Origin of the sequence: Frischella japonica (genome assembly GCF_014489845.1) — a bacterium.
Classification (GTDB): Bacteria; Pseudomonadota; Gammaproteobacteria; order Enterobacterales; family Orbaceae; genus Frischella; species Frischella japonica.
In genome coordinates this window covers 175300-200369 of sequence record NZ_JABURY010000006.1, presented here as the reverse complement: position 1 = coordinate 200369, position 25070 = coordinate 175300, and the positions used below count along the sequence as shown (strand labels likewise).

Annotated in this window: 20 protein-coding genes; 11 read left to right on the top strand and 9 right to left on the bottom strand. The window is 34.8% G+C overall.

Going from position 1 to position 25070, the window contains the following annotated elements:
* Window positions 1-64: 64 nt before the first annotated feature.
* A complete protein-coding gene (locus FcAc13_RS02320) occupies window positions 65-1417 on the bottom strand; it encodes a 2-hydroxycarboxylate transporter family protein (RefSeq protein ID WP_187754583.1) in 1353 nt (450 codons plus the stop codon).
* Between the two features lie 194 nt (window positions 1418-1611).
* Here FcAc13_RS02320 and FcAc13_RS02315 point away from each other — a divergent pair, with 194 nt between their 5' ends.
* Window positions 1612-3198 carry an ATP-binding protein gene (locus FcAc13_RS02315; protein ID WP_187754582.1) on the top strand — a complete coding sequence of 529 codons (1587 nt, stop codon included), beginning with the start codon at window positions 1612-1614 and terminating at the stop codon, window positions 3196-3198.
* 9 nt (window positions 3199-3207) lie between these two features.
* Window positions 3208-3909, top strand: a complete 702-nt coding sequence (locus FcAc13_RS02310) for a response regulator (RefSeq protein ID WP_187754581.1) — start codon at window positions 3208-3210, stop codon at window positions 3907-3909.
* A 13-nt stretch (window positions 3910-3922) separates the two neighbouring features.
* Here the strand turns inward: FcAc13_RS02310 and citG are convergent, their stop codons facing one another.
* Window positions 3923-4816: a triphosphoribosyl-dephospho-CoA synthase CitG gene (citG, locus tag FcAc13_RS02305; protein ID WP_187754580.1), complete on the bottom strand. Its 894-nt coding sequence runs from the start codon at window positions 4814-4816 to the stop codon at window positions 3923-3925.
* A 279-nt stretch (window positions 4817-5095) separates the two neighbouring features.
* Between citG and pagP the strand changes: the two genes are divergently transcribed.
* Window positions 5096-5641 carry a lipid IV(A) palmitoyltransferase PagP gene (gene pagP, locus FcAc13_RS02300; protein WP_187754579.1) on the top strand — a complete coding sequence of 182 codons (546 nt, stop codon included), beginning with the start codon at window positions 5096-5098 and terminating at the stop codon, window positions 5639-5641.
* Window positions 5642-5720: 79 nt separating this feature from the next.
* Here the strand turns inward: pagP and eno are convergent, their stop codons facing one another.
* The 5 genes from eno to mazG form a co-directional block, all read right to left on the bottom strand.
* A complete protein-coding gene (gene eno / locus FcAc13_RS02295; protein ID WP_187754578.1) occupies window positions 5721-7028 on the bottom strand; it encodes a phosphopyruvate hydratase in 1308 nt (435 codons plus the stop codon).
* 49 nt (window positions 7029-7077) lie between these two features.
* Window positions 7078-8706, bottom strand: coding sequence for a glutamine hydrolyzing CTP synthase (gene pyrG / locus FcAc13_RS02290; RefSeq protein ID WP_187754577.1), 1629 nt, complete (start codon window positions 8704-8706; stop codon window positions 7078-7080).
* Window positions 8707-8871: 165 nt separating this feature from the next.
* Entirely contained in the window at window positions 8872-10494 is a 1623-nt protein-coding gene (locus FcAc13_RS02285) for a DUF2813 domain-containing protein (RefSeq protein ID WP_187754576.1), read from the bottom strand.
* Window positions 10495-10670: 176 nt separating this feature from the next.
* A complete protein-coding gene (locus FcAc13_RS02280; protein ID WP_187754575.1) occupies window positions 10671-11111 on the bottom strand; it encodes a hypothetical protein in 441 nt (146 codons plus the stop codon).
* Between the two features lie 10 nt (window positions 11112-11121).
* A complete protein-coding gene (mazG, locus tag FcAc13_RS02275; RefSeq protein WP_187754833.1) occupies window positions 11122-11904 on the bottom strand; it encodes a nucleoside triphosphate pyrophosphohydrolase in 783 nt (260 codons plus the stop codon).
* A 311-nt stretch (window positions 11905-12215) separates the two neighbouring features.
* Here mazG and FcAc13_RS02270 point away from each other — a divergent pair, with 311 nt between their 5' ends.
* The 4 genes from FcAc13_RS02270 to tkt all read left to right on the top strand — a co-directional run bounded on the left by FcAc13_RS02270 (window position 12216) and on the right by tkt (window position 19412).
* Window positions 12216-14249 carry an OPT family oligopeptide transporter gene (locus FcAc13_RS02270; protein ID WP_187754574.1) on the top strand — a complete coding sequence of 678 codons (2034 nt, stop codon included), beginning with the start codon at window positions 12216-12218 and terminating at the stop codon, window positions 14247-14249.
* Between the two features lie 1032 nt (window positions 14250-15281).
* Window positions 15282-15809: an inorganic diphosphatase gene (gene ppa, locus FcAc13_RS02265; RefSeq protein WP_187754573.1), complete on the top strand. Its 528-nt coding sequence runs from the start codon at window positions 15282-15284 to the stop codon at window positions 15807-15809.
* Between the two features lie 568 nt (window positions 15810-16377).
* Complete coding sequence (gene tal, locus FcAc13_RS02260; RefSeq protein WP_187754572.1) at window positions 16378-17328, top strand: transaldolase; 951 nt, start codon at window positions 16378-16380, stop codon at window positions 17326-17328.
* A 77-nt stretch (window positions 17329-17405) separates the two neighbouring features.
* Entirely contained in the window at window positions 17406-19412 is a 2007-nt protein-coding gene (gene tkt / locus FcAc13_RS02255; protein WP_187754571.1) for a transketolase, read from the top strand.
* 616 nt (window positions 19413-20028) lie between these two features.
* Here tkt and rpsO read toward each other — a convergent pair.
* Window positions 20029-20298 (bottom strand): 30S ribosomal protein S15, encoded by a 270-nt coding sequence (gene rpsO, locus FcAc13_RS02250; RefSeq protein ID WP_187754570.1) that lies wholly within the window; start codon window positions 20296-20298, stop codon window positions 20029-20031.
* A 341-nt stretch (window positions 20299-20639) separates the two neighbouring features.
* Here rpsO and purM point away from each other — a divergent pair, with 341 nt between their 5' ends.
* The 4 genes from purM (at window position 20640) to FcAc13_RS02230 (ending at window position 24711) form a co-directional block, all read left to right on the top strand.
* Window positions 20640-21677: a phosphoribosylformylglycinamidine cyclo-ligase gene (purM, locus tag FcAc13_RS02245; protein WP_187754569.1), complete on the top strand. Its 1038-nt coding sequence runs from the start codon at window positions 20640-20642 to the stop codon at window positions 21675-21677.
* Between the two features lie 47 nt (window positions 21678-21724).
* A complete protein-coding gene (purN, locus tag FcAc13_RS02240; RefSeq protein ID WP_187754568.1) occupies window positions 21725-22366 on the top strand; it encodes a phosphoribosylglycinamide formyltransferase in 642 nt (213 codons plus the stop codon).
* Window positions 22367-22560: 194 nt separating this feature from the next.
* Window positions 22561-22884: a ribosome-associated translation inhibitor RaiA gene (raiA, locus tag FcAc13_RS02235; protein ID WP_187754567.1), complete on the top strand. Its 324-nt coding sequence runs from the start codon at window positions 22561-22563 to the stop codon at window positions 22882-22884.
* A gap of 426 nt (window positions 22885-23310) precedes the next feature.
* Window positions 23311-24711, top strand: coding sequence for a sodium:proton antiporter (locus tag FcAc13_RS02230; RefSeq protein ID WP_187754566.1), 1401 nt, complete (start codon window positions 23311-23313; stop codon window positions 24709-24711).
* Here the strand turns inward: FcAc13_RS02230 and FcAc13_RS02225 are convergent.
* A complete protein-coding gene (locus FcAc13_RS02225; protein ID WP_187754565.1) occupies window positions 24701-25021 on the bottom strand; it encodes a YqcC family protein in 321 nt (106 codons plus the stop codon). The two genes, FcAc13_RS02230 and FcAc13_RS02225, sit on opposite strands and share 11 nt — an antisense overlap.
* Between the last annotated feature and the right edge of the window lie 49 nt (window positions 25022-25070).

Sequence of the window (25070 nt, the reverse complement as noted above, 5' to 3'; positions counted from 1 at the left end):
AATATAACTAATTCAAAATAGACAACCTTAGTATAAACTAAGGTTGCATTTTGAATTGTAAAATCTATACTAAGAAATTGCCGAGAATAAGTAATGACACAGAAACATTGATTGCACCACCGATACGAGTTGCAATTTGAGCAAATGGCATTAATTCCATACGTTCAGCTGCAGTTAAAATTGCCACATCACCGGTACCACCTTGACCACTTTGACAACATGAAATGACTGCTGCATCTACTGGGTACATACCAAGTAATTTGGAAACAAAGAAACCTGTGGAAACTAAGCTCACTACTGTACAAACAATAACAATTAAATTAGTAATTGTGAAAGCATCAACAATTCTTTCCCATGGCGTAATTGCCACACCTACTGCAAATAGAATAGGATACGTCACAGATGTCTGGAAAAACTTATAAACAACTTGTGAACCACTCAATACTTTTGGTGAAACACCTGATATTAATTTAACAAATACAGCTGCAAATAACATCCCCACTGGTGCAGGAAGACCAACTAATTTATGACCAATCATACCAACCATATAAAGAATAGCCGCTAATAATACTCCTGAGGCAAAAGTGGTAACATCCATTGCCATTTCTGTTTTAGCCCCTTTTTGGTTCATCATTTCGTCGTCTTTTGCAGCCGGTAGTAAACGACCATTACCAGTTAAATGCGGATACACTTTACCAATACGGTTAAGTACACCACCACAAATAATTCCAGTTAAACCACCTAACATAACGATAGGTAGAACCCGACCAAGTGCATCACCTTGCTCCATACCTAAAATTGAAGCGTAACCAATAGAAAGTGGAATAGCTCCTTCACCAACACCACCTGCCATAATAGGTAATACTAAGAAGAAGAATGTTTCAAAAGGTGTTAAACCAAGAATATAGCCGACTGTTACACCGACAACCATACCAACAATCTCACCACAAAGCATCGGAGCAAAGATTCTTAAAAAACCTTGAATAAGCGTGCGCTTATCCATGTTCATAATACTTCCCACGATAATACAACAGATATATAAATAAAGAATATGGGTATCTTTATAGAACTTAGTTGTTGCTTCAACGATAGGTTGAGGAAGGATACCATAATAAACTAATGCAGAAGGAATAAAGGTTGCACAAATTGCTGCTGCCCCCATTTTCCCAACGATTGGTAAACGTTTACCGATTTCACCACATAAGAAACCAAAAAAAGCACAGGTTACAACCATAACAACAATTTCACTCGGTAATTTCCCTGTTACTAATACTTCAGCAAAAATCATTAGCCCTGCAATGATAAATAATGGCAGTGGTATTACACCAATTTTGTAATTGTCCATTAATTTCCACCAGCCATATGGCCAAAAATTTTGCTTTTCACTAGTGTTGTTTTTCAAACCACTATCAATCATACGTCAAATTCTCCAAGATTTAAGATTAAGGATTAATTGGCGCGTATAGTGGCAAAAAAAATTAACAAATTCTGTGACTTATATCAAAGAAAATTTGTGGTTTTTATGGTCTTAAATGATTTATAAATTTCAATCCTATGTTAGACTTTCTGCATGTTTATTCAATAACCAATTGTTTTTATTGTACGATGAAAATGAAATGTTTTTCATTCACCACAAAGCTTTTTTTATCTTTATTACTATTAATGATCATTTCATTAACACTTTTACAAAGTTATATCTGGAGCTTAACAGAAACTGATCTTTATCGTAATTTAGGTCAAAAAGCGCAAGTTCAAGCTAAAGAATTAGCGGTTATTCCAAGCCTTATCCAATATGTTCAAAATAAAGATACTGATAAGATTGCTCAATTGGTCACTGATATCTATAAACAGAGTGATGCGAGTTTTATTGTAATTGGCGATAATCAAGCTCGTCGTCTTTTTCATACAGCCAATAGTCCATTATATGTACCGATGTTAGGAGGAGATAATCAAGAAGTATTGAGTGGCAATAGTATTATCACCATTCGAGAAGGTTCACTAGGGGCGTCATTGCGAGGGAAAGCTCCAATAATCAATGATGATAATCAAGTCATTGGTATTGTTTCCGTTGGGTACTTAGTTGATAACATTTCTCAATTACATAGAGAAAGGTTAATTCCTTTTATTATCTTTTGCGGGTTATTATTTTTAGCTTTATTTATTTTCTCATTATGTTTCACTAAGTTAATTAAAAAACAAATGTTTAATCTTGAACCTAAAAGTATAGCCTTATTAGTAAAGAGCCAAAAATCGATTATGGAAGCGATTTTTGAAGGCATCATTGCAATTGATACCCATTATAACATCACAAATATCAATCAGTCAGCCCGTAAAATGTTAAATATAACTAATAATAACAAAGAGTTAGTTAATCATAATATATCTGATATTATAAAAGCAACTGATTTTATTTATAACAGTAATAATCAGATGGAAGATTTGCATGATCATATCTGCCATTTTAATGATTGTTTAGTGATCGCTAATCGCGTGAGAGTCATTGTTGATGATAAAATTCAAGGGTGGGTGATTACATTTCGTAAATTCGATGAAGTGAATTTATTAAGTTCGCAATTAACCCAAATTACTCAATATGTAGATAATTTACGCGCTTTACGTCATGAACATTTGAACTGGATGGCAACGTTGTCTGGTTTAATTTACATGAAACGCTACCAAGAAGCGCAAGATTTTATTACGATACATTCGATAGATAATCAAAAATGTTTAGATTTTATTACTCAACATTTCAAAATTCCAGCCATCTGCGGTTTATTAATCGGAAAATTTTCTAAATCCCATGAATTAGGATTAAAACTAATCTTTGATCCTGCATGTCAATTATCTAGGTTACCATCAACAATCTCTGAAATAGAATTTATGTCGATTTTAGGGAACTTATTAGATAACGCTTTTAATGCTTGCCTAAAAAATCAACAAGGTGATAAATCAGTGCTGTTATATTTAAGTGATGCAACCGATGAAATCGTATTAGAAGTCAGTGATCAAGGATGTGGCATTGATGACAAACTTCGTGATTCGATGTTTCAACCTGGAGTTACCTCACAAAACCCCAAAGAACATGGTATTGGGCTACATCTTGTAGCAACTTTCACCCAAAAAGCAAATGGGTATATTACTTTTGATAATAATGAACCATATGGCACCATTTTCTCTGTTTTTATACCAAAATATTGAGAGTACAACATGAATAAAGCAAATGATAATATTATACAAGCACTTATCGTAGAAGATGAGCCAATATTAGCTGAATTAACGGCTGAATTTATTCAACGCGATCCGAAAGTTAAAGCATTAGCCATTGCATCTAACTTAACGGATGCAAAAATGATGGTTGAAAAACTGAAACCTAATCTGGTTATACTGGATAATTTTTTACCAGATGGTCAAGGTATCGAATTATTTGAATATATTATTAATAATCAACTAAATTGCTATGTCATTTTTATCACTGCGGCGAGTGACATTGAAACCTGTAGCAAGGCGATACGCTACGGGGCTTTTGACTATCTCATTAAACCGGTATCGTATCAACGATTAAAGCATTCGCTCGAACGTTTTCAATTGTTTTTATACCGACAAAGCATTCAACAACACCTTAACCAGCGTCGAATTGATGAATTATTCAATTTACAAACTAAAGACTTTGTCGATATGAATCGTCATTCTAAAGGTATTGAAGAAATTACCTTACAAAAAGTCAAAGATGTATTTACTCAAAGCGATGAACCACAAACAGTTGAGGATGTGGTTAGAAAAACGGGAATTAGTAAAACCACTGCCCGTAGATATTTAGAATACTGTGTACAAACAAAATTGTTAATTGTCGAGATAAATCACGGCAAAATTGGTCGTCCAGAAAGATTATATAAGCAACTTAATAAGTAAAAGTGGTTTCTGATTAATATTGGTATTGGGCAAGAAACCAAGTTATGGCAATTAGATCTGCCGAGCCTCCAGGGCTTAAATTGCGTGCAATTAACTGTTGATCAAATTCAATTAAATGATTATCGCCATTTTGATGAGTTATTCCGCCTAGTTTAACTAACTTTTGTGCAGTATTTTGCACAAAATGAAGTCCTTCAAGCCCGCCTCTTGATACTAAATTAGTGTCTTGGTTAAAGGCTAACAAATGTAACATTGCTTGTAATAGGCTGGTTTCCTCATCGAAACCAGCTAGTTGCATCTGATGATAAATAGGTAATGATATTTGTCTTACTGTGGCATAGCCAGATTCTGCTTCACCACGAGCTCCCGATAAACGATGTCGAATAAAAAGTTGTTCTCCCATGGTTTGAGCTGAATTAGATCGCGCTAACTCATTATCAACAATACCATGACAAAAAGTGGCCAAAGTATTGCAAATGACCTCGACATTTAAATGTTTTTGTTGCTGTTGTAAATAACCGATGACCCCAAGTAATAATCCAAAGGCAAAGATCCCACCTTTATGGGTATTGACACCGTTAGTCGCTTGATACATAGCCTGCTCGCAAGCTAACCCTATTGGTCGAATCCCCGTCAGAAAATTAGATTGATGTTGTGGCTTTAATCGGTAACCATAAAGGTAAAAATCATCAAACCATTGAGATATTGCTTTAATACTAGCAATAAAGGTATTGAAGTTCATGTCGCGATGCGAACCATTATTCATCATGTCTACTAATCCCGGTTTGGGTGATAAACAGACTTCCTTTAATAAGGCCTGTAAGGCTAATTGGCTAGGATAATGTTGAAAATTGCTAAGGTTTAGCTCATTAGCTAGTAATGCAACCTGTTTGGTAGAATAATTCATTTAAAACCTATTTAAACTGCCCGTCTAACCAAAGCGGATGACGTAAATCAAAAAATGCTTATAAAAATTATAATCGCTTAACTATACTGTGATCATAATTTAATACAATATTATTTTTTGATATAAGCATCAATTATAAAATAATCAACCATAAGAAATTAAAAATAACCTATTGATTTAATTAATAAAATTAACAGTAATGCTAAGATTTAACTTTTATAAACAACAAAATCATCCTAAAATAAATAATAAGATATTAATTTTATTGAAGATTTTATTATGTTAAACGTTTACGTATTACTTCTTTTAACATTTTGTTCCTTTTCAACCTATGCTAGCCATATTTCAGATTTATGGCTAAATATCAAGCAAACATTAACCGACACGTGGAAGAGTGATCAATATGAACTCTATATTCCAGCCAATACTTGGCATAATCGTGCCACTTATGATAAAGATAAAATCGATAGTTATAATGAACGACCTTGGGGGATTGGTGCTGGTGTTTATCGATTTGATAAAAATGGTGACTGGCATGCACTTTATATCATGGAATTTCAAGATTCACATAATGTCATTGAACCATTCGCTGGCTATGGCTATCAAACCTATTGGCGCCCAACCGAAAACCAAAAATTACGCTTTGGAATTGGCTATACCATTGGTATTACAGCACGACGGGATTATAACTGGATCCCTTTTCCTGCCCCACTACCATTAGCTTCAATAGAATATGATCGATTATCTATACAAAGTACTTATGTACCTGGAATTAAACACAATACGGGTAATATTTTATTTACTTGGTTACGTTGGCAATTATAAATATTAAGAATAATCACAATCTAAAATAAAAACCCACTGAAATTTCAGTGGGTTTTATTAAAATCAGGACTAAGTATAATTACTTACCTTGACCTTTAACTTCTTTTAAACCGTTGAATGGTGCTTTTTCACCAAGTGCTTCTTCAATACGGATTAATTGGTTATATTTAGCAATACGGTCAGAACGGCTCATAGAACCAGTTTTGATTTGACCTGCTGCTAAACCAACTGCTAAATCAGCAATGGTTGAATCTTCTGATTCACCACTACGATGTGAAATTACCGCAGTGTAACCAGCATCTTTCGCCATTTTCACTGCAGCGATAGATTCAGTTAAGGTACCAATTTGGTTAACTTTAACTAAGATAGAGTTAGCGATACCCTTTTCAATACCTTGTTTAAAAATTTTAGTATTTGTAACAAATAGATCATCACCAACTAATTGAATTTTGTGACCTAATGCTTTAGTTTGATATGCCCAACCTTCCCAATCGCTTTCATCTAAACCATCTTCAATTGATACGATAGGATATTGTTCAGTTAAACTTTCTAAATAATGGGTGAATTCTTGAGCAGTAAACTCTTTATTTCCTTCACCTTTTAATACATATTTACCGGTTTCTTTATTATAGAATTCAGAAGCAGCACAGTCCATCGCTAATGTGATATCTTTACCTAATACATAACCTGCTTTTTCTACCGCTTCTTTAATGCAAGCTAATGCATCAGCATTAGATGCTAAGTTAGGAGCAAAACCACCTTCATCACCTACTGCGGTATTCATACCTTTAGCATGTAATACTTTTGCTAGATTATGGAAAACTTCAGAACCGATACGAATTGCTTCACGTACTGTTTTAGCACCAACTGGCTGAATCATAAACTCTTGTAGATCAATATTGTTATCAGCATGTTCACCACCATTGATGATATTCATCATTGGAAGTGGCATAGAATATTGACCTGGAGTACCATTTAAATCAGCGATATGTGCAAATAGTGGTACACCTTTAGCTGCTGCAGCAGCTTTAGCATTAGCTAAAGATACAGATAAAATAGCATTAGCACCTAAGTTAGATTTAAAATCAGTACCGTCTAAATCTAGCATGATTTGGTCAACAGCGGCTTGATCTAATGCATCTTTACCGATTAATGCACTCGCAATCGGACCATTAACGTTAGCTACTGCTTTTAATACCCCTTTCCCTAAAAAGCGAGATTTATCGCCATCACGCAGTTCTAATGCTTCACGAGAACCTGTTGAAGCACCTGATGGAACAATAGCTAGTCCTACAAATCCACCTTCTAAGTGAACCTCAGCTTCTACAGTTGGATTCCCACGCGAATCAATCACTTCACGAGCATGAACTTTAACGATCTTTGCCATTTTTTTTTCCTCTTATGACATAATTAATAATAAAATTTTAACTCAAACTTTAATGCTGTTGATAATCCTTTGCAGCACGAATGAAACTACTAAATAGTGGATGGCCATCTCTTGGTGTAGATGTAAATTCCGGGTGGAACTGACAGGCCACAAACCATGGATGATCTGGATTTTCAATAATTTCAACTAATTTTCTATCAGTAGATAAACCTGTAACTTTTAAACCTGCTTTAACAATTTCAGGTAATAAACTATTGTTCACTTCATAACGATGACGATGACGTTCTATAATCGAATCTTTATTGTACATTTTGTGAATTAAAGAATTAGGTTCTAAGTGGCAAATTTGTGCGCCTAACCTCATAGTGCCACCAAGATCACTGTTTTCACTACGTTGCACCACTTCGCCGGATTCATCACTCCATTCAGTAATCAGCGCTACCACTGGGTTTTCACAGTCTTTTACAAATTCGGTCGAATTCGCATCTTTAATACCAGCAACATTACGTGCAAATTCGATTAAAGCAACTTGCAAACCTAAGCATATGCCTAAATAAGGAACTTTATTTTCACGAGCATATCGTGCAGCAAGGATTTTACCTTCCACACCACGATAGCCAAAACCACCTGGAATGAGAATACCATCCAGATCTTTAAGCATGTCGACCCCTTTTGATTCTAAATCTTCAGAATCGATATAACGAATATGGACAGAAATGCGATTTTTTAAACCACCATGTTTTAATGCTTCATTAACCGATTTATAGGCATCAGGTAACTCAGTATATTTTCCCACCATCCCGATGGTAACTTCACCAACAGGATTGGCTTCTTCGAAAATTACTTGATCCCATTCCGATAAATCGGCTTGCGCACAATCTAAATGGAATCGATTACAAACGTAACTATCTAACCCTTGGGATTTTAACAATGCTGGAATTTTATAAATAGAATCAACATCTTTTAATGAAATAACGGCTTTTTCCGGCACATTACAAAATAGCGCAATTTTCGCTCTTTCATTTGCTGGTACTGCTCTATCAGAACGGCAAATTAAGATATCGGGTTGAATACCAATAGATAACAACTCTTTAACTGAATGTTGCGTCGGTTTCGTTTTTACTTCACCTGATGAAGGTAAATAAGGTACTAATGTTAAGTGCATAAATAAAGTATGTTCACGCCCTACATCAACTGCAAGTTGACGGATCGCTTCCAAGAAAGGTAATGATTCAATATCACCGACTGTCCCGCCGATTTCTACAATCGCAACATCAAATCCGTTTGCCCCTTCGATAACTTTTTCTTTTATTGCATTAGTAATATGAGGAATCACCTGAATTGTCGCACCCAAATAATCACCACGACGTTCTTTACGCAATACATCAGAATAGATACGACCTGTTGTGAAATTATTTTTACGAGTCATTTTAGTACGAATAAAACGTTCGTAATGACCCAAATCTAAATCCGTTTCCGCGCCATCGTCTGTAACAAAAACTTCCCCATGTTGAATTGGGCTCATTGTACCAGGATCAACGTTAATATAGGGATCAAGTTTAAGCATGGTCACTTTTAAACCACGCGCTTCAAGAATAGCAGCTAGAGATGCTGCCGCAATGCCTTTACCAAGGGAAGAAACTACACCGCCCGTAACAAAGATATAATTTGTGACCATAAAAAATAGTACCTTTATTTTTAATAACAAGAATTAATAGTGCCGGTTTATTAAACGATATACATACGAAATTAACCAAGACATTATTATCAACAAGACGGGAGCGTAGTATAACAGAACCGATCTATAGCCACAATCAAATAATTTTATTTTTAAGTGCTCGTGTTAATAAAATTGTTTAGCCGAACGGATAACTTTAGCAAAGGTATGGGTGAGTAAATGAGGAATTGTTTGCATGCCTCGCTTTCTGACATCATCGCATATTGCAATCGCTAAATCCGGTTTAGAACTTTTGCGTATTGCTTTATGAACAATACGATTAACTGGCATATCAATATGCTCAGTAGTGTTAAAACCAATCTGTTTGTAAACATGACTAAATCCATGTTCAAATAGAAAATTTTCGATATCCCGTGCTGGCAATATTGTCAAAAACTGATGAATATCACTTCCTTCTGGGCATAGTGTGCGCACCGTATCGGCATATTTTTTGCCTGCCGCATCACCATCAGTGATCACATACCAATGAATACCCATTTTATTCGCATAACGGATTAACGGTTTTAGTCCACATTGAGCAAACTCAATCAATTGTATACCTTCAGTGTTGAGATGATAACCACTGAGTTCGGCAAGTTCTCTTAATAGCCAAACTTCCGTTTCACCTTCTACAAGTAACCAACAACGCGCAAACACTGCTGATGCCCGACGATATAGAATATGAAATAAAATTTTACGATTGTCATCACGACTTAATCCGTGTTCACCAGTATGCATAGCAATAATACCTGATGGTTTACGGATAAGATGATAAATATGGTTTAATGAAAATAATGACACTAAATCACTTGAATTAGTGGTAATAAACTTTTGCGCGGGAAAATTTTTTAGTAACCGAAATCCAACCGATAAAATAATCGGGTGTAATTGACTTTCTGGTTCCTCAAGGATCATTATTGGTGTAGCTTGTTGGTTTAATTGCTTCCCTTCTTGCGCCAGAAATAAAGATCCAAAAATGCCGAGTAACATTGTTCGGGTATAATGATCATCGAGATCATCAAGTATATTATTTAGCCGAGCTAAAGAATCCCAAGCTTGATTACTAGCTGGTGATTGGCAAAATTGCTTCTTGTAACGTAAGCGTGAAGGATCATAAGCTAAATAATATTCAAACAATGCTTTTGCTGCTGCTAAACTTTTGGTTAAATCATCAGCAGAAAACTGCTGAGCACGCTCTGATAATTGCATTGCTAATTGCTTAACATAATAATCAGAAAGTGGCTGATTGGTAACAGGTAAACAGCTATCATCAACTGGATTTTTTAATCGCATCACTGGATGAAGATTAATTAATTGTGTAATCAAATCTTGCTGATTAACATGAGTCATTACCTTACCATATTGATCTAATAATTCATGTTTGGTAACAATGGCATTTTCTACCTTAGTTGCTTCAATAAGATAAGTAATAGATTTATGCTTATCCATTGTTTGATAGGCAATAGCATTTAATGCTTGATAAGCTGGCGTATCTAATTCATGATCAGCCAATTCGGTAAAAATAAAACGTACAGTTGCAGTATTTGGCTGATAATGCTCATCATCGAAAAAATCACTTTCGGTAAACTGATAAAATAAATTATCCAATGATAATAACATTAAAGCACTAATTAAACTTGAACGCCCCCATTGATTTTCACCAATCATGACATTCGCATCTTTATTCAACGCTAAGGTCAACTGTTTTATACCTTTAAAACCATTTATATAAACTTCAGATAAATACATTAAAGTTGCCTTATTTTCAATATAATATAAGCCTATATCATAGCTAACTTAATGGAAATTGTACAAATACCTTTTAATATGTATTTAAGTGTATAACTACATGTAATTAAAACGAAACAATAATGTATTTAATCAAATACTGCGTAACGTAATACTGCATAATGAATTTTCAGCCATTACATAAAGATTAATTGCTTACCTGCCTCAGGATGCGTTGCTTCTTTACCAAACTGTTCCATAAAATAAGCAATATGATCAGCTTTATCTCCCAATAATCGGCCTCGAACCTTTTGCCATGTCAATAATACAATCGTCGCTTCAGGTTCACCAACAATCAACATTGGCTGATCATTATCGCTATTCCAAAAAAATTCTCCACCGTATAATTTATACGCCGTTAACAATAAATAGCAGCCATACTCTTGCGTAATCATTGTGACCTGTTCTTCAGATAATATTAAATTTTTTTCTGCTAATTCACTTAAAATCACTTCAATGACACTGATACTTTTTTCCGAGTAATCTAATTGATTGATACTCCAGGTGGGACTATTAAATACGGCATTTTGCGCCCATGCTTGAATTTCCTGATAAAGTTCATTATTTTCTAACGACATAAAATACCTCTTAAGTTATATTCTGCTTTTCTCGTTGCTTAATTTGTTGCCAAATCTGTTCCATCTCTTCAAGTGAAACATCACTTAATGATTGATGACGATTTTGTATATGCGCTTCAACCTGTTTAAAGCGCTGCGTGAATTTACCGATTGCTCGTTGTAATGTGAATTCCGAACGCAAACCTAAATGACGAGCTAGATTAACAGTTGCAAATAATAAATCACCAACTTCTTCCTCAATATTTTGCTGTATTGGTGGCGTGCGTTGTACTTCAGTGATAACTTCATCTAACTCCTCTTGCACCTTTTCAATTACTGGTGCTAAGTTATCCCAATCGAAACCCACCGCAGCACAGCGTTTTTGCACTTTTTCAGCTCGCATTAATGCTGGCATTGACGCCGGAATATCATCGAGAATTGAAAACTGTTGTTTATGATTACGTTCTTGCTGTTTCAATGTTTCCCAGGCAATTTTTTGTTTATTATCCGTAAAAATATGAGGGTGACGTTGAATTAATTTGTGACTGATTGCCTGACATACATCATTAAAATTAAATAAGTTTTGTTCATCAGCTAATTCAGAATAAAAGACTATTTGGAACAGTAAATCCCCTAACTCTTTTTTAAGTTCGGCATAATTTTTATGTTCAATCGCATCCAAAACCTCGTAAGTTTCCTCCAAAGTACAAGATTTGATCGAATCAAATGTCTGAATCCGATCCCATTCACATCCCGTCGCAGGGTCACGCAATTGCTTCATTATTGCAATTAATTTTTCAATGGATTGCACAATAGCCTCTCAAAAATGGCTGTTAAAAAGCTATTATACTGATAGCGACTAAAAATTCGAGATTAACCGAATTCTCGATCAACAAATATCATTATTTTGTAACATGATTAATGTTTAAAAGACAAATTTCTCACTAAATATAAAAATAATACTCCCTCAACAGTAACAACAATAAATTGTAATATATTGATTATTAATCAATAATTATATTAAATCTAATTTCACAACAGAAATACACGAACTCATGTTGTTTTTCACGAAGAAAAAATTATAGTATACTAATTAACTTAACTTATTGATATTGATATAAACTTATGCATAATTTACGAGAACTTACCCTAAGAGGCATGATCTTAGGAGCTTTTATTACAGTCATTTTTACTGCATCAAATATTTATTTGGGGCTGAAGGTGGGTTTAACCATCTCTTCTGCTATTCCGGCTGCGGTAATTTCAATGGCGGTATTACGCTTTTTCCCTGGTTCCTCGATTCTTGAAAATAATATGGTACAAACGCAAGCTTCTGCGGCAGGTACTCTATCATCCATGATTTTTATTTTACCGGCATTATTAATGGTCGGTTACTGGCAGAGCTTTCCTTTTTGGCTGACCTTTGCTATTTGTGCTTCTGGCGGTATGCTTGGCGTTTTATTTACAATCCCGTTACGACAAGTCATGGTAGTACAAAGTGATCTCCCTTTTCCGGAAGGTGTGGCTGCCGCAGAAATCTTAAAAGCCGGCAGTGATGTCGATAATCATCAAGTTGCTAAAGCGGATAATGAAGGTTTGAAAGATATAATATTTGGTGGAACCATTGCTGCTGGCGTTAGTTTATTAACCAACGGTTTTAAAGTGATTGCTGATGGTACAGCTTATTGGTTTAGTTACGGAAAATCAATTTTTCAAATCCCTCTTGGTTTTTCTTTAGCATTATTAAGTGCTGGCTATTTAGTTGGTATTATGTCAGGAATTGCTATTTTAATCGGTAATATCATTTCATGGTGTTTTGCCATTCCAATTTTAAGTTCCTTAACAGATTATCCAACTGATGCCTCATTAATGAATGTTGCAATGGATTTATGGTCAAAAGATCTGCGATTTATCGGTGCTGGTACCATTTCGATTGCTGCGATCTGGACGTTATTAACCTTAATCAAACCAGTATATCAAGGATTAAAAAGTTCGTTAACTTCACTAAAATCTGAAAAACACCATCAAAAAATCGAACGGACAGAACAAGATTTGTCGCCAAAAACGATTTTAATCATTATGGCTAGTATGTTGGTGATTTTGTTTTTTACCTTTTATTCCTTTATTGCTGATAGTGGATTATCAGCCGGTATTGCCTGGACATTAGTCATCAGCTCAGTGTTATTTGCTTTTTTTATGGGTTTTTTGATTGCCGCAGCTTGTGGTTATATGGCGGGGTTAGTTGGTTCTTCTGCTAGCCCAATTTCGGGAATTAGTATTATTGCGATTACCGTCATAGCTTTATTATTTCTTGGCTTAGGCGAAATCAATGGCATGTTAAATACCGTAGAAGGTTCACACTTTATTACCGCTTTAGCACTGTTCACTACTAGTGCAGTATTAGCTGTTGCCACCATATCTAATGATAATTTACAAGATTTAAAAACTGGATACCTCGTCAAAGCTACACCATGGCGCCAACAAATTGCATTGTTAATTGGTGTCGTCATTGGCGCAATTGTCATAGCCCCAGTGTTAGATATTCTCTACCATGCTTATGGATTCAGTGGCGCTACTCCACGAGCAAATATGGATCCAAAACAAATTTTAGCTGCCCCGCAAGCCACTCTAGTTGCTACCATCGCCAAAGGAATTTTTACTGATCAAATGGAATGGACCATGATCTTAATTGGCATTGCAATTGGTGCAGTGATTATTGTTATTGATTTATGCCTTGGATTAACTAAAAGTAAATTTCGCCTACCAGCACTTGCCGTTGGGATGGGAATTTATTTACCACCATTAATTATTACCCCTATTTTTATAGGCGCCTTAATTTCATGGTTTGTGCGTCGTCAAGCCAACAAAATCAGCCATAATCCACAACATGAACGCAAGGTTGAACAAAAAGGTGCGCTCATCGCCTCAGGATTAATTGTCGGTGAAACCCTAGTTGGCGTTATTTTAGCTATTGTGATTGTTATTAGTAGCTCAAGTGATAACGATAGTTCACCATTAGCTTTAACGCATTTTATGCAGGCTATTTTCGGTAATCATACGAGTGTGGTTGAACAATTTTTGGGATTAACGATCTTTATTGTGATATGCATCGCATTTATTCGTCGTGCTTTATCGGCAATAAAAAATCGAGTGATATAAGATTATTAATAAAGCAACTTTTCAGATCATTTTAGCTTAAGGTATTTTTATGGTCTTATAAAATCTAGTCAAACCATTAGTAATATTTACTTAAGGAAATTGTATATTTATTAATTTTTATATCAAAATAAGGCACTAAAATATAGTGCCTCAATTACTTCGCTCAAGTTTTTAAAGAAAACTTCAGATTCTGATGTTTCAACCAGATAAATAAAAACAAAAAACACATCATAAATTATGATGTATTTTACTGTTATTGCTATACGACAGTGAACAAAACATAAACTTTATGCATAAAGAGGCAAACTGCAATTTGGGAATTAAAAACCCTTTTTTGAAAGGGTTATAATTTATTGATTATATTATTATTTAAATTTATCTCAATAAACACATTAGTAATAGAATTTTTGGATACCTTGTAATTTAACTAACATGCACTGATTGCTTTCTAACTTTACCTGCTATTTTTTTCGTCCTTATTATAACGGCACAATATATTGCTTTCGATGCTTATGTAATTGGTAATTTTTTATACGAATACCTTTTGGATACGTCATTCTGCTGTGTCGATATGAGGTTAATTAACACTATATAACTAATTGATTTTATATATAGTAATTATTTTATATAATTAAAGTATATTAATACGTCAAGATAAAAATTTTGATATGGTTCTACGACTTACAAAGTATTGTCAACAGCGGAAGGTTAGCACGTTTGAACCAGACAATAGCGAAAAGTAATCACCTAGAGACCAATTTGCCCCCGCCGCTAACAAGGAACATTGAGAGCTTGCCTATTCTTGACTCGGCGACTAGTAAGATATTAAGTACTACACTTCAGCCATTAATGCCCATATAAACATCATCTTTTTTAAAAAAAGCTAACCAAGTAATGATCACATAATCCAATAATATTCATGACAAAAACATTCCCTTAAACTCATCTTCACTAACAATCAAAAAGTACAAACTTAACCAGAATCAGTATATAATATGCCAACTTTTACCAAGCAAATCTAAGGATAATAAAATGGGTCTTTTAAATGTGCCTGCAGGTAAATCTCTACCTGATGATATTTATGTAGTAATTGAAATTCCAGCTAATGCTGATCCAATCAAATATGAAGTTGATAAAGAAAGTGGTGCGGTTTTTGTTGATCGCTTTATGTCTACGGCTATGTTTTACCCTTGTAACTATGGTTACATTAACCATACTTTATCTCTTGACGGTGATCCAGTTGATGTACTTGTACCGACACCATATCCTTTACAACCAGGTTCAGTAATTCGTTGTCGCCCAGTTGGCGTATTAAAAATGACGGATGAAGCCGGTCAGGATGCAAAATTAATTGCCGTTCCACATACTAAACTTTCTAAAGAATATGATCATATCAAAGATGTTAATGATTTACCTGAATTATTAAAAGCACAGATTAAACATTTCTTTGAACATTACAAGGATCTTGAATCAGGAAAATGGGTTAAAGTAGATGGTTGGGATAATGCCGATGCCGCTCGTAAAGAAATTTTAGAATCATTCGAACGCGCGAAAAAATAATTAACTTGTTTAGATTTTATCACCTTGCTATTTAGCTAAATAGCAAGGCTTTTTATTTTAAACTCTTCTTAGACATTTATTAAGCTATTAAATAAAACATTTAGTAATTCAACCCAATATTACACAAAAAGTTAACAATTATGTGATAGATGCAACGTTATTAAATATAAATTAAGAGTAGAATACGACTATATAAGATAAATATAACGATAACATTTTCTTTTGAAATTAATGTTTGTTACCTTTTTTATTAGCAATAAGTAAATAAAAAGTAAAAACATCATAGAATAGGGATGAAAACTGTTCAGATTGAGTTACTGACACTATAATTTTTAATTATGAAATAATAATGGCATGACAGTTTTATTAGTAGAATAAAATCAATATCTAATGAAAAATCTAATCCTTAACGAAAAATATTATCGTTTCATTTTACAAATAAAATCAATAAATATTGGTTTAATAATAAAACATCATTAACAATTATTATAGTATTATTCAAATACGACATCACTATAATAAGCTCGCTTATAATGTTAAAACATACATTTATTTTGAGGACAGGCATATGAGTCAATTAGAAGAATTCAAAAAGTTTACTGTTGTTGTAGCCGATACTGGCGATATCGATTCAATCAAGCAATTTTCCCCGGAAGATGCCACAACTAACCCATCATTAGTGCTTAAAGCCGCACAATTACCACAATATAAGCATTTAATTGAATCAGCTATACAAACAGCAAAACAACTTGGAGGTTCAAAAGAAGAGCAATTGATTAATGCCAGTGATCAAGTCGCCGTCAATATTGGTGTCGAAATATTAAAATATGTACCAGGACGCATTTCCACGGAAGTCGATGCCAGACTCTCTTTTGACCGCCAAAAATGTATTGAAAAAGCACGTAAATTAATTCAGCTATATCAACAAAAAGGCATTGATAAATCGCGAATTTTAATTAAATTAGCCTCTACCTGGGAAGGTATTCGTGCTGCTGAAGAGCTTGAAAAAGAAGGGATCAATTGTAATCTAACGTTATTATTTTCGTTTGCCCAAGCACGCGCTTGTGCTGAAGCAAATGTCTTTTTAATCTCGCCATTTGTAGGACGTATTTATGATTGGTATCAAGCCAAACAACCTATTGCCAACTACAATGCCGATCAAGATCCCGGTGTCATTTCAGTACGTAACATTTACGATTACTACAAACAGCATGATTATAAAACCATTGTGATGGGAGCAAGTTTCCGTAAAGTGGAACAAATTTTAGCATTAGCTGGTTGTGACCGTTTAACGATTGCACCTAATTTACTAACGGAAATGCAAAATTCTACAGCACCAGTTGAGCGTAAATTGAATCCAAATCAACCACAAGCTAGTCGACCAGCGGCAATGACTGAAGCAGAATTTAGATGGCAACATAACCTTGATGCAATGGCGGTTGAAAAATTGGCTGAAGGTATTCGTGCTTTTGCCGTTGATCAAGGAAAACTGGAAGATATGCTAGCAAAATTACTGTAATCAATCTCATATGACATTGATTAATTTATAGATAATTCTATCCCTTATAAAATTGATATTGTTGGAGATAATAGAACATGAATACAACCACGTTATCTCATCGTGAGTTAGCTAATGCTATTCGCGCATTGAGTATGGATGGCGTACAAAAAGCCAAATCAGGACATCCCGGCGCCCCTATGGGTATGGCAGATATTGCTGAAGTTTTGTGGCGAGGTTTTCTGAAACATAATCCTGGTAATCCTAATTGGGTCGACCGTGACCGTTTTGTTTTATCCAATGGGCATGGTTCAATGTTGATCTATAGCTTATTGCATTTAAGCGGTTATGATTTAACAATTGATGATATTAAAAACTTCCGCCAATTACACTCCAAAACGCCAGGACACCCTGAATATGGTTATACTGTTGGTGTCGAAACAACAACTGGTCCACTGGGACAAGGTATTACTAATGCGGTCGGTATGGCGATAGCAGAAAAAACCTTAGCAGCACAATTTAATCAACCAGGGCATGAAATCGTAGACCACTTTACCTATACGTTTGTCGGTGATGGTTGTTTAATGGAAGGTATTTCTCACGAAGCGTGTTCACTGGCTGGTACTTTAAAATTAGGTAAACTTATCGCATTGTATGATGAAAATGGTATTTCTATTGATGGTCATATCGAAGGTTGGTTTGCTGATGATACAGCTAAGCGTTTTGAAGCCTATGGTTGGCATGTCGTCCGAGATATTGACGGCCATGATGCCAATGCAATTAAATTAGCAATTGAACAAGCACAAGCAGTCACTGATAAACCATCATTATTAATGTGTAAAACCGTGATTGGTTTTGGTTCTCCAAATAAAGCGGGTGGACACGATTGCCATGGTTCACCATTGGGTGACGCGGAAATTGAAGCAACACGTAAAAATCTAGGTTGGCAATATGCACCATTTGAAATCCCTGAACAATATTACGCGGCATGGGATGCAAAATCAAAAGGTCAAAAGTCAGAAGATGAATGGAATGCTCGTTTTGCATCTTATGAAAAAGTATATCCTGAACTAGCCAAAGAATTTAAACGTCGTACAGCTAATCAATTACCACAGAATTGGCAACAAGAAGCTAAAGCATTTGTCGAACATTTACAGGCTAATCCAGCAACTATTGCTACTCGTAAAGCTTCGCAAAATGCCATTGAAGCATTTGGCAAAATTTTACCAGACTTCTTAGGCGGTAGTGCCGACCTTGCTCCAAGTAACTTAACCATGTGGTCTGGTTCTAAAGAAATTTTAGCCCACCCTAATGGTAATTATATTCACTATGGTGTACGTGAATTTGGTATGTCTGCTATCATGAATGGTATTGCTTTACATGGTGGATTTGTGCCTTATGGTGCAACATTCTTAATGTTCATGGAGTACGCACGTAATGCTTTAAGAATGGCGGCATTAATGAAAATCCGTTCAATTTTTGTTTACACCCATGACTCAATTGGCTTAGGAGAAGATGGGCCAACCCACCAACCTGTTGAACAAACAGCAAGTTTACGTTTAACACCAAATATGAGTACATGGCGTCCTTGTGATCAGGTAGAATCAGCTATCGCATGGCAATATGCTATTGAACGACAAGATGGACCAACCGCATTGATTTTCTCCCGTCAAAATCTAAAACAACAAGATCGTAGCGCAGAACAACTCGCAAATGTCTATCGTGGCGGTTATATTCTGAAAGATTGTAACGGTACACCAGAGCTAATCTTGATCGCAACGGGTTCAGAAGTTGAACTTGCCGTTGAAGCTTATGAACAGTTAACTGAGCAAGGTAAAAACGTACGCGTTGTTTCTATGCCGGCAACGGATGTATTTGATAAACAAGATTCTGTTTATAAAGAAACAGTACTACCAAGCGCTGTCACCAAGCGTATTGCAATAGAAGCGGGCATTGCAGACTATTGGTATAAATATGTCGGTCTAACTGGAAAAGTGATTGGTATGACCACATTTGGGGAATCTGCACCGGCAGATCTACTCTTCAAGGAATTTGGTTTTACCGTTGATAATGTTTTAGCACAAGCTAAAACTTTGTTGAAGTAAATTTTAATTACAGATATTTCTGACTTCTTTGTAAAAAGAAAATATCCAAAATGTTCAGTCAATAGACTGAACATTTTTTTAGATTTTGTAAAAAATGAAGTCAGTAACCAAATCAATGAATTTACTGAGTCAATAAAGCCATTAGCTATGATGCGGTAAATATCAGAGTGATAATCTTGCAACAATCCAATAAATCTTACTCCCTCAAAGTGACAAATTCTATCTGATAAATGTAAACAAAGACGCTAAAATTAAACATGACAGCGAGTAAATGATCGCTTTATAAAAAATTGATACTAACATTTTGTTTCTGTATATCTTCTCATAACCATCAGTACAGTTATATCATGTTCAAATTATGCTATAAAATGTTGATGGCTTGTTATCATGATCCTCCTTATTTTAAGAGTATTAGCTTATCAGCTAACTCACCGTCATAGATGTTTACTCCATCTACAAAAAGAAATGATATGATCGAGACAACAAAAGGAAAAGGACTTATTCTGGTGATTAAATATTTAATATTCGAATGCACTATTAAGAAATATATAAACGTATTTCCAGTGATAAAAAAAGCCACTTTTCATAAGTGGCTTTCTTCTTGCGTTTTTTAAAATTAGCGACGTAAACCTAATTTTTGAATTAACTGATTATAACGTTCAACATCAGTACGTTTTAAGTAGTCAAGTAATTTACGACGGCTAGACACCATACGTAATAAACCACGACGACTATGGTGATCTTTTTTATGCTCAGAAAAGTGACCTTGTAAGTCATTAATACGAGCGGTTAAAAGAGCAACTTGTACTTCTGTAGAACCAGTATCGTTAGTTCCACGACCAAAATCAGCAACAATTTTTGCTTTATCTGCAGCAGTTAGAGACATAAAAAACCTCAATATTAGATTAATAAAAAAACAGAAGCCCCGATCTCTAATTCAGTGACTCCAACAAAATTCACAACAAATAAAAATACCTGCTCATGAATGGCTGCTAATTATACTTTGATTTAGTGAAATAGCAAGTTAAACGACCATGACTTTAATCAGCCAATCAATAAAACTGACTACGCTGGTCAAATTTCAATTTATTGATATCACCTTGTTTACATTTTATAGTTAACAATAATCGCTCGCTTACTGATTATCTAAATAACCTATCGCCTATTATTCATAACATTGCTAGAATAGTGGCAATTTTTTTACTCTAACCAGAAAGGAAATTCACCGTGTCACACAAAACTCCGCTAAGTTATAAAGATGCTGGTGTTGATATTGATGCCGGCAATGAATTAGTTAATCGTATTAAACCCGTTGTAAAAAAAACTGTTCGCCCAGAAGTAATGGGAGGTTTAGGTGGATTTGGGGCGTTGTGCGCAATTCCACAAAAGTATAAACAGCCTATTTTAGTTTCTGGTACAGATGGTGTCGGCACCAAATTACGCTTGGCTATGGACTTAAATCGCCATGATTCTATCGGGATCGATCTGGTTGCTATGTGTGTAAATGATTTAATTGTTCAGGGCGCTGAACCGCTATTCTTTTTAGATTATTATGCCACAGGCAAATTAGATGTTGAAGTTGCTACCACTGTGGTAACGGGGATCGCCGAAGGATGTCAACAAGCAGGATGTGCCTTAGTCGGCGGAGAAACGGCTGAAATGCCTGGTATGTATCATAAAAACGATTATGATATTGCCGGTTTTTGTGTCGGTGTAGTCGAAAAAGCTGACATCATTGATGGCACTAAGGTTCAAGATGGTGATGCTATCATTGCATTAGCATCTAGTGGACCACATTCCAATGGCTATTCTTTAGTGCGTAAAATTCTTGAAGTGAGTGGCGTTGATCCCAATACAGAACAGCTAACTAATAAACCACTTGCCGATCATCTATTAGCGCCAACCAAAATCTATGTCAAATCTGTACTGAATTTACTCACACAAATTGACGTTCATGCCATTGCACATATTACAGGCGGTGGATTTTGGGAAAATATCCCACGCATCCTGCCTAATAATACCCAAGCAGTGATTAACGCTAAGAGTTGGCAATGGCCTGCTATTTTTAAATGGTTACAACAAGCCGGTAATGTAGATACACATGAAATGTATCGTACTTTTAACTGTGGCGTAGGTTTAATCATTGTATTACCCGAATCATCAGTAAAACAAGCTTTGACAATACTTAATAACAGTGGCGAAACCGCCTGGTTATTAGGTCACATAACAGCATCCCAATCTGCAGAACGCGTGCTTATTGAATAACAAAATGGGTAAGGGGCAAATTCCTGCCCTTTATTTTTGGATAAAAAATGAAAAAAAAAATTGTGGTATTAGTGTCTGGTAACGGCTCAAATCTCCAAGCGATTATTGATGCGTGCCAATCAAATCAAATAAATGGTAAAGTGGTTGCAGTAATAAGTAATCAACCCAATGTTTATAGCTTAATTCGCGCTAAACAGGCAAATATTCCTAGTCATGTCATCAATCATAAGGCATTTATTTCACGTGAAGAATTTGATGATAAAGTACAACAACAAATTGACTGCTATCAGCCCGATTTGATTGTTCTCGCTGGTTATATGCGTATTCTAACAACAGATTTTGTTCAACATTATGCTGGTAAGATGTTAAATATTCATCCTTCATTATTACCGAAATATCCTGGATTACATACTCACCGCCGAGCCATCGAAGCAGGAGATAAAGAACATGGTACCACCGTTCACTTCGTTACCGAAGACTTAGATGGTGGACCAATAATTTTGCAAGCTAAAGTACCTATTTTTGATAATGATACAGAACAAGATGTTACTGAACGCGTTTTAACTCAGGAACATCGAATCTATCCATTAGTTGTCAAATGGTTTTGTGATAATCGCTTAAATATGCAAGATGGCAAAGCTTACTTAGACGGTAAACTTATCTCATCAGCCGGTTATGGTGAAGATTAATTTAAGCTAACTGCTTCGTTCTGATAACTAAATAATTTTATTATTGTATAAATTTAGTACTATAAAAATTAATGTTAGGTGCATATTCAAATATTTGGCAAAGAACAGTTGACCTTTTGTCAATTATTTGCCAATGTAATAAGTAAATCTAATCAGGGTTATTTGTTCCTAAATAATAAAAAGGGAGGTCAATCATGACTTTAAATATTACAAGTAAACAAATGGATATTACACCAGCGATCAGAAGTTATATTGAAGATAAAATGTCTAAACTCAATAAATGGCGAGCGCAACTGATTAATCCTCACTTCATATTATCTAAGGAACCTGATGGTTTCATGGTTGATGCCACTATCACTACCAAAGGATCTCCACTTGTAGCTTCGGCAAAACATGATGATATGTATACTGCTGTCAACGAATTAATTAGCAAACTTGAAAAACAGCTCAATAAACTGCAACATAAAGCAGAATCTCGACGTGCATCCGAAAGTATTAAAAACTACGTTCCTGAATAAAACATTTCTCATTGATATTTATAAGGCATCAAAAGATGCCTTAATATTATCTAACAGCATAAAAATGTTTACTTAGTAACTTTATTTTCAACAACTCAATTTATAAGCTATTGTTTACCGACAATATTTAACTATTTTATAAACTGTAACAAGATAATCTACATTAAATTTATAATGTTATTTTTTGAAAAGAAATGACAATGTTTTATATAGACTTTTTTCATTGAAAGATCGCCTGTAAATTAATAAAACAATATTTCAGAAGAAGATAGCCGCGATTTAAAATACTAATACAACAAAAGATACGCTATATATCAAACAATTAACATAGAACATTTTTAAAACAAAATGAGAAAGTTTTATTTTTTCTTTACAAAAATGATTGTTAGAATAGTCGGTTCAAAATCGAAACTATATTGAATAAAAATGTCATTAAAATCGCTTATTATCACTGGTTTATTCTGTTTTATTTCACCATTCACATATGCGAATGATCATAGCATTCCCCCTCTTTCACTGTATTGGACGATTCCTTTTATCGTAATCATATTTGCTATTGCCCTATTACCTATATTGATTAGCACTATATGGCATCGACATTACGGCAAAATCATTGGCGGTTGTAGCTTATTATTTATCATAGCTTATGGTTGGCAATTTGGTCTATTAGCGATAACTCATCTCATTTGCCATACTGTTCTAATCGAATATATCCCATTTATTATCCTATTAGCCGCATTATTTACCGTAGCTGGGGGAATTTTAATTGAAGGAAATTTTAATGGTAGCCCAAAACATAATATGCTGTTACTCGCCATTGGTACGTTTTTAGCATCTGTCATGGGAACTACTGGCGCGGCAATGTTAATGATTCGCCCTATCATAAGTGCCAATAAACAACGTCAATACCGAGTACATACCATCATCTTTTTTATTTTTTTGGTAGCAAATATTGGAGGAGGATTAACCCCATTGGGCGATCCTCCGTTATTTATCGGTTTTCTAAATGGTGTCGATTTTATTTGGACATTAAAGCACATGAGTTTACCAGTATTAATCAATACAGCATTATTACTTATTTTATTTTATAATATTGATGGTTATTATTACCGAAAAGACTGTCAACGATTGTTAAGTAAGCCAACGTTGTCATTAACCATCAAAGGAAAAACCAATTTTATTATCTTATTTGCCATCATTGTTACCATATTGGCTACAAGTGTATGGCAGTCAGATATATCAATCAACATATTAGGAACAACGCTCACATTACCCAATATAATTCGTGATATGATATTAGTCATTCTTACCTTATTATCACTCATGACCAGCAAATCCATTCGCGAGCAAAATCAATTTAATTGGCAACCCATCATTGAAGTGGCCAAATTGTTTATAGGTATATTTATCACCATTTCACCTGTGATTGCTATTTTAAAAATGGGCAAAGAAGGCAGTTTATCCAATATCATATCGTTAGTAACTAACGATTATGGTGAGCCAATAAATCTAATGTATTTTTGGTTGAGTGGCTTGCTATCTGGATTTTTGGATAATGCACCCACTTATTTAGTCTTTTTTAATCTTGCCTCTGGTTCGGCGAATTTTCTTATGCAAAGTTTACCAACAACTTTATTAGCAATATCAATGGGATCTGTTTTTATGGGAGCGCTTACCTATATTGGTAATGCACCTAATTTTATGGTGAAAAGTATTGCCGAACAATCTGGTTTTGATATGCCCAGCTTTTTTGGTTATATGCGTTGGTCAATTGGCCTATTAATGCCTATTTTTTTAATTGATAGCCTTCTGTTTTTTATTCTTTAACTAACTCATCGAGGGTTTTGATTAGCTGGAGTAGGTTTAAAACCTCCTCCTCTTCTTTCAAACTTTCTTCAAAATAGGGATGTAAAGCAAAATTACGTGGAATATCACTGTTAGCATCGATAATGGCACGCATTCTGGGTAAGAATACCCATTGAAGCCATTCATTGGATTGCATCGTATCAATAGCAAAAGGTTGCTCACTTAAAAAAGCATTTGGCTCGGGAGGTAGCGCTTGCCATAACGCAATGCGTTGCATCTCTAACTCAATGTCATTGAGTAGCTGATTTAACTGTTGTTTAAAATTATCCATGTTCGTTCACACTATAAGGTTATCGTTTATCTAAATTAATCATAACTAC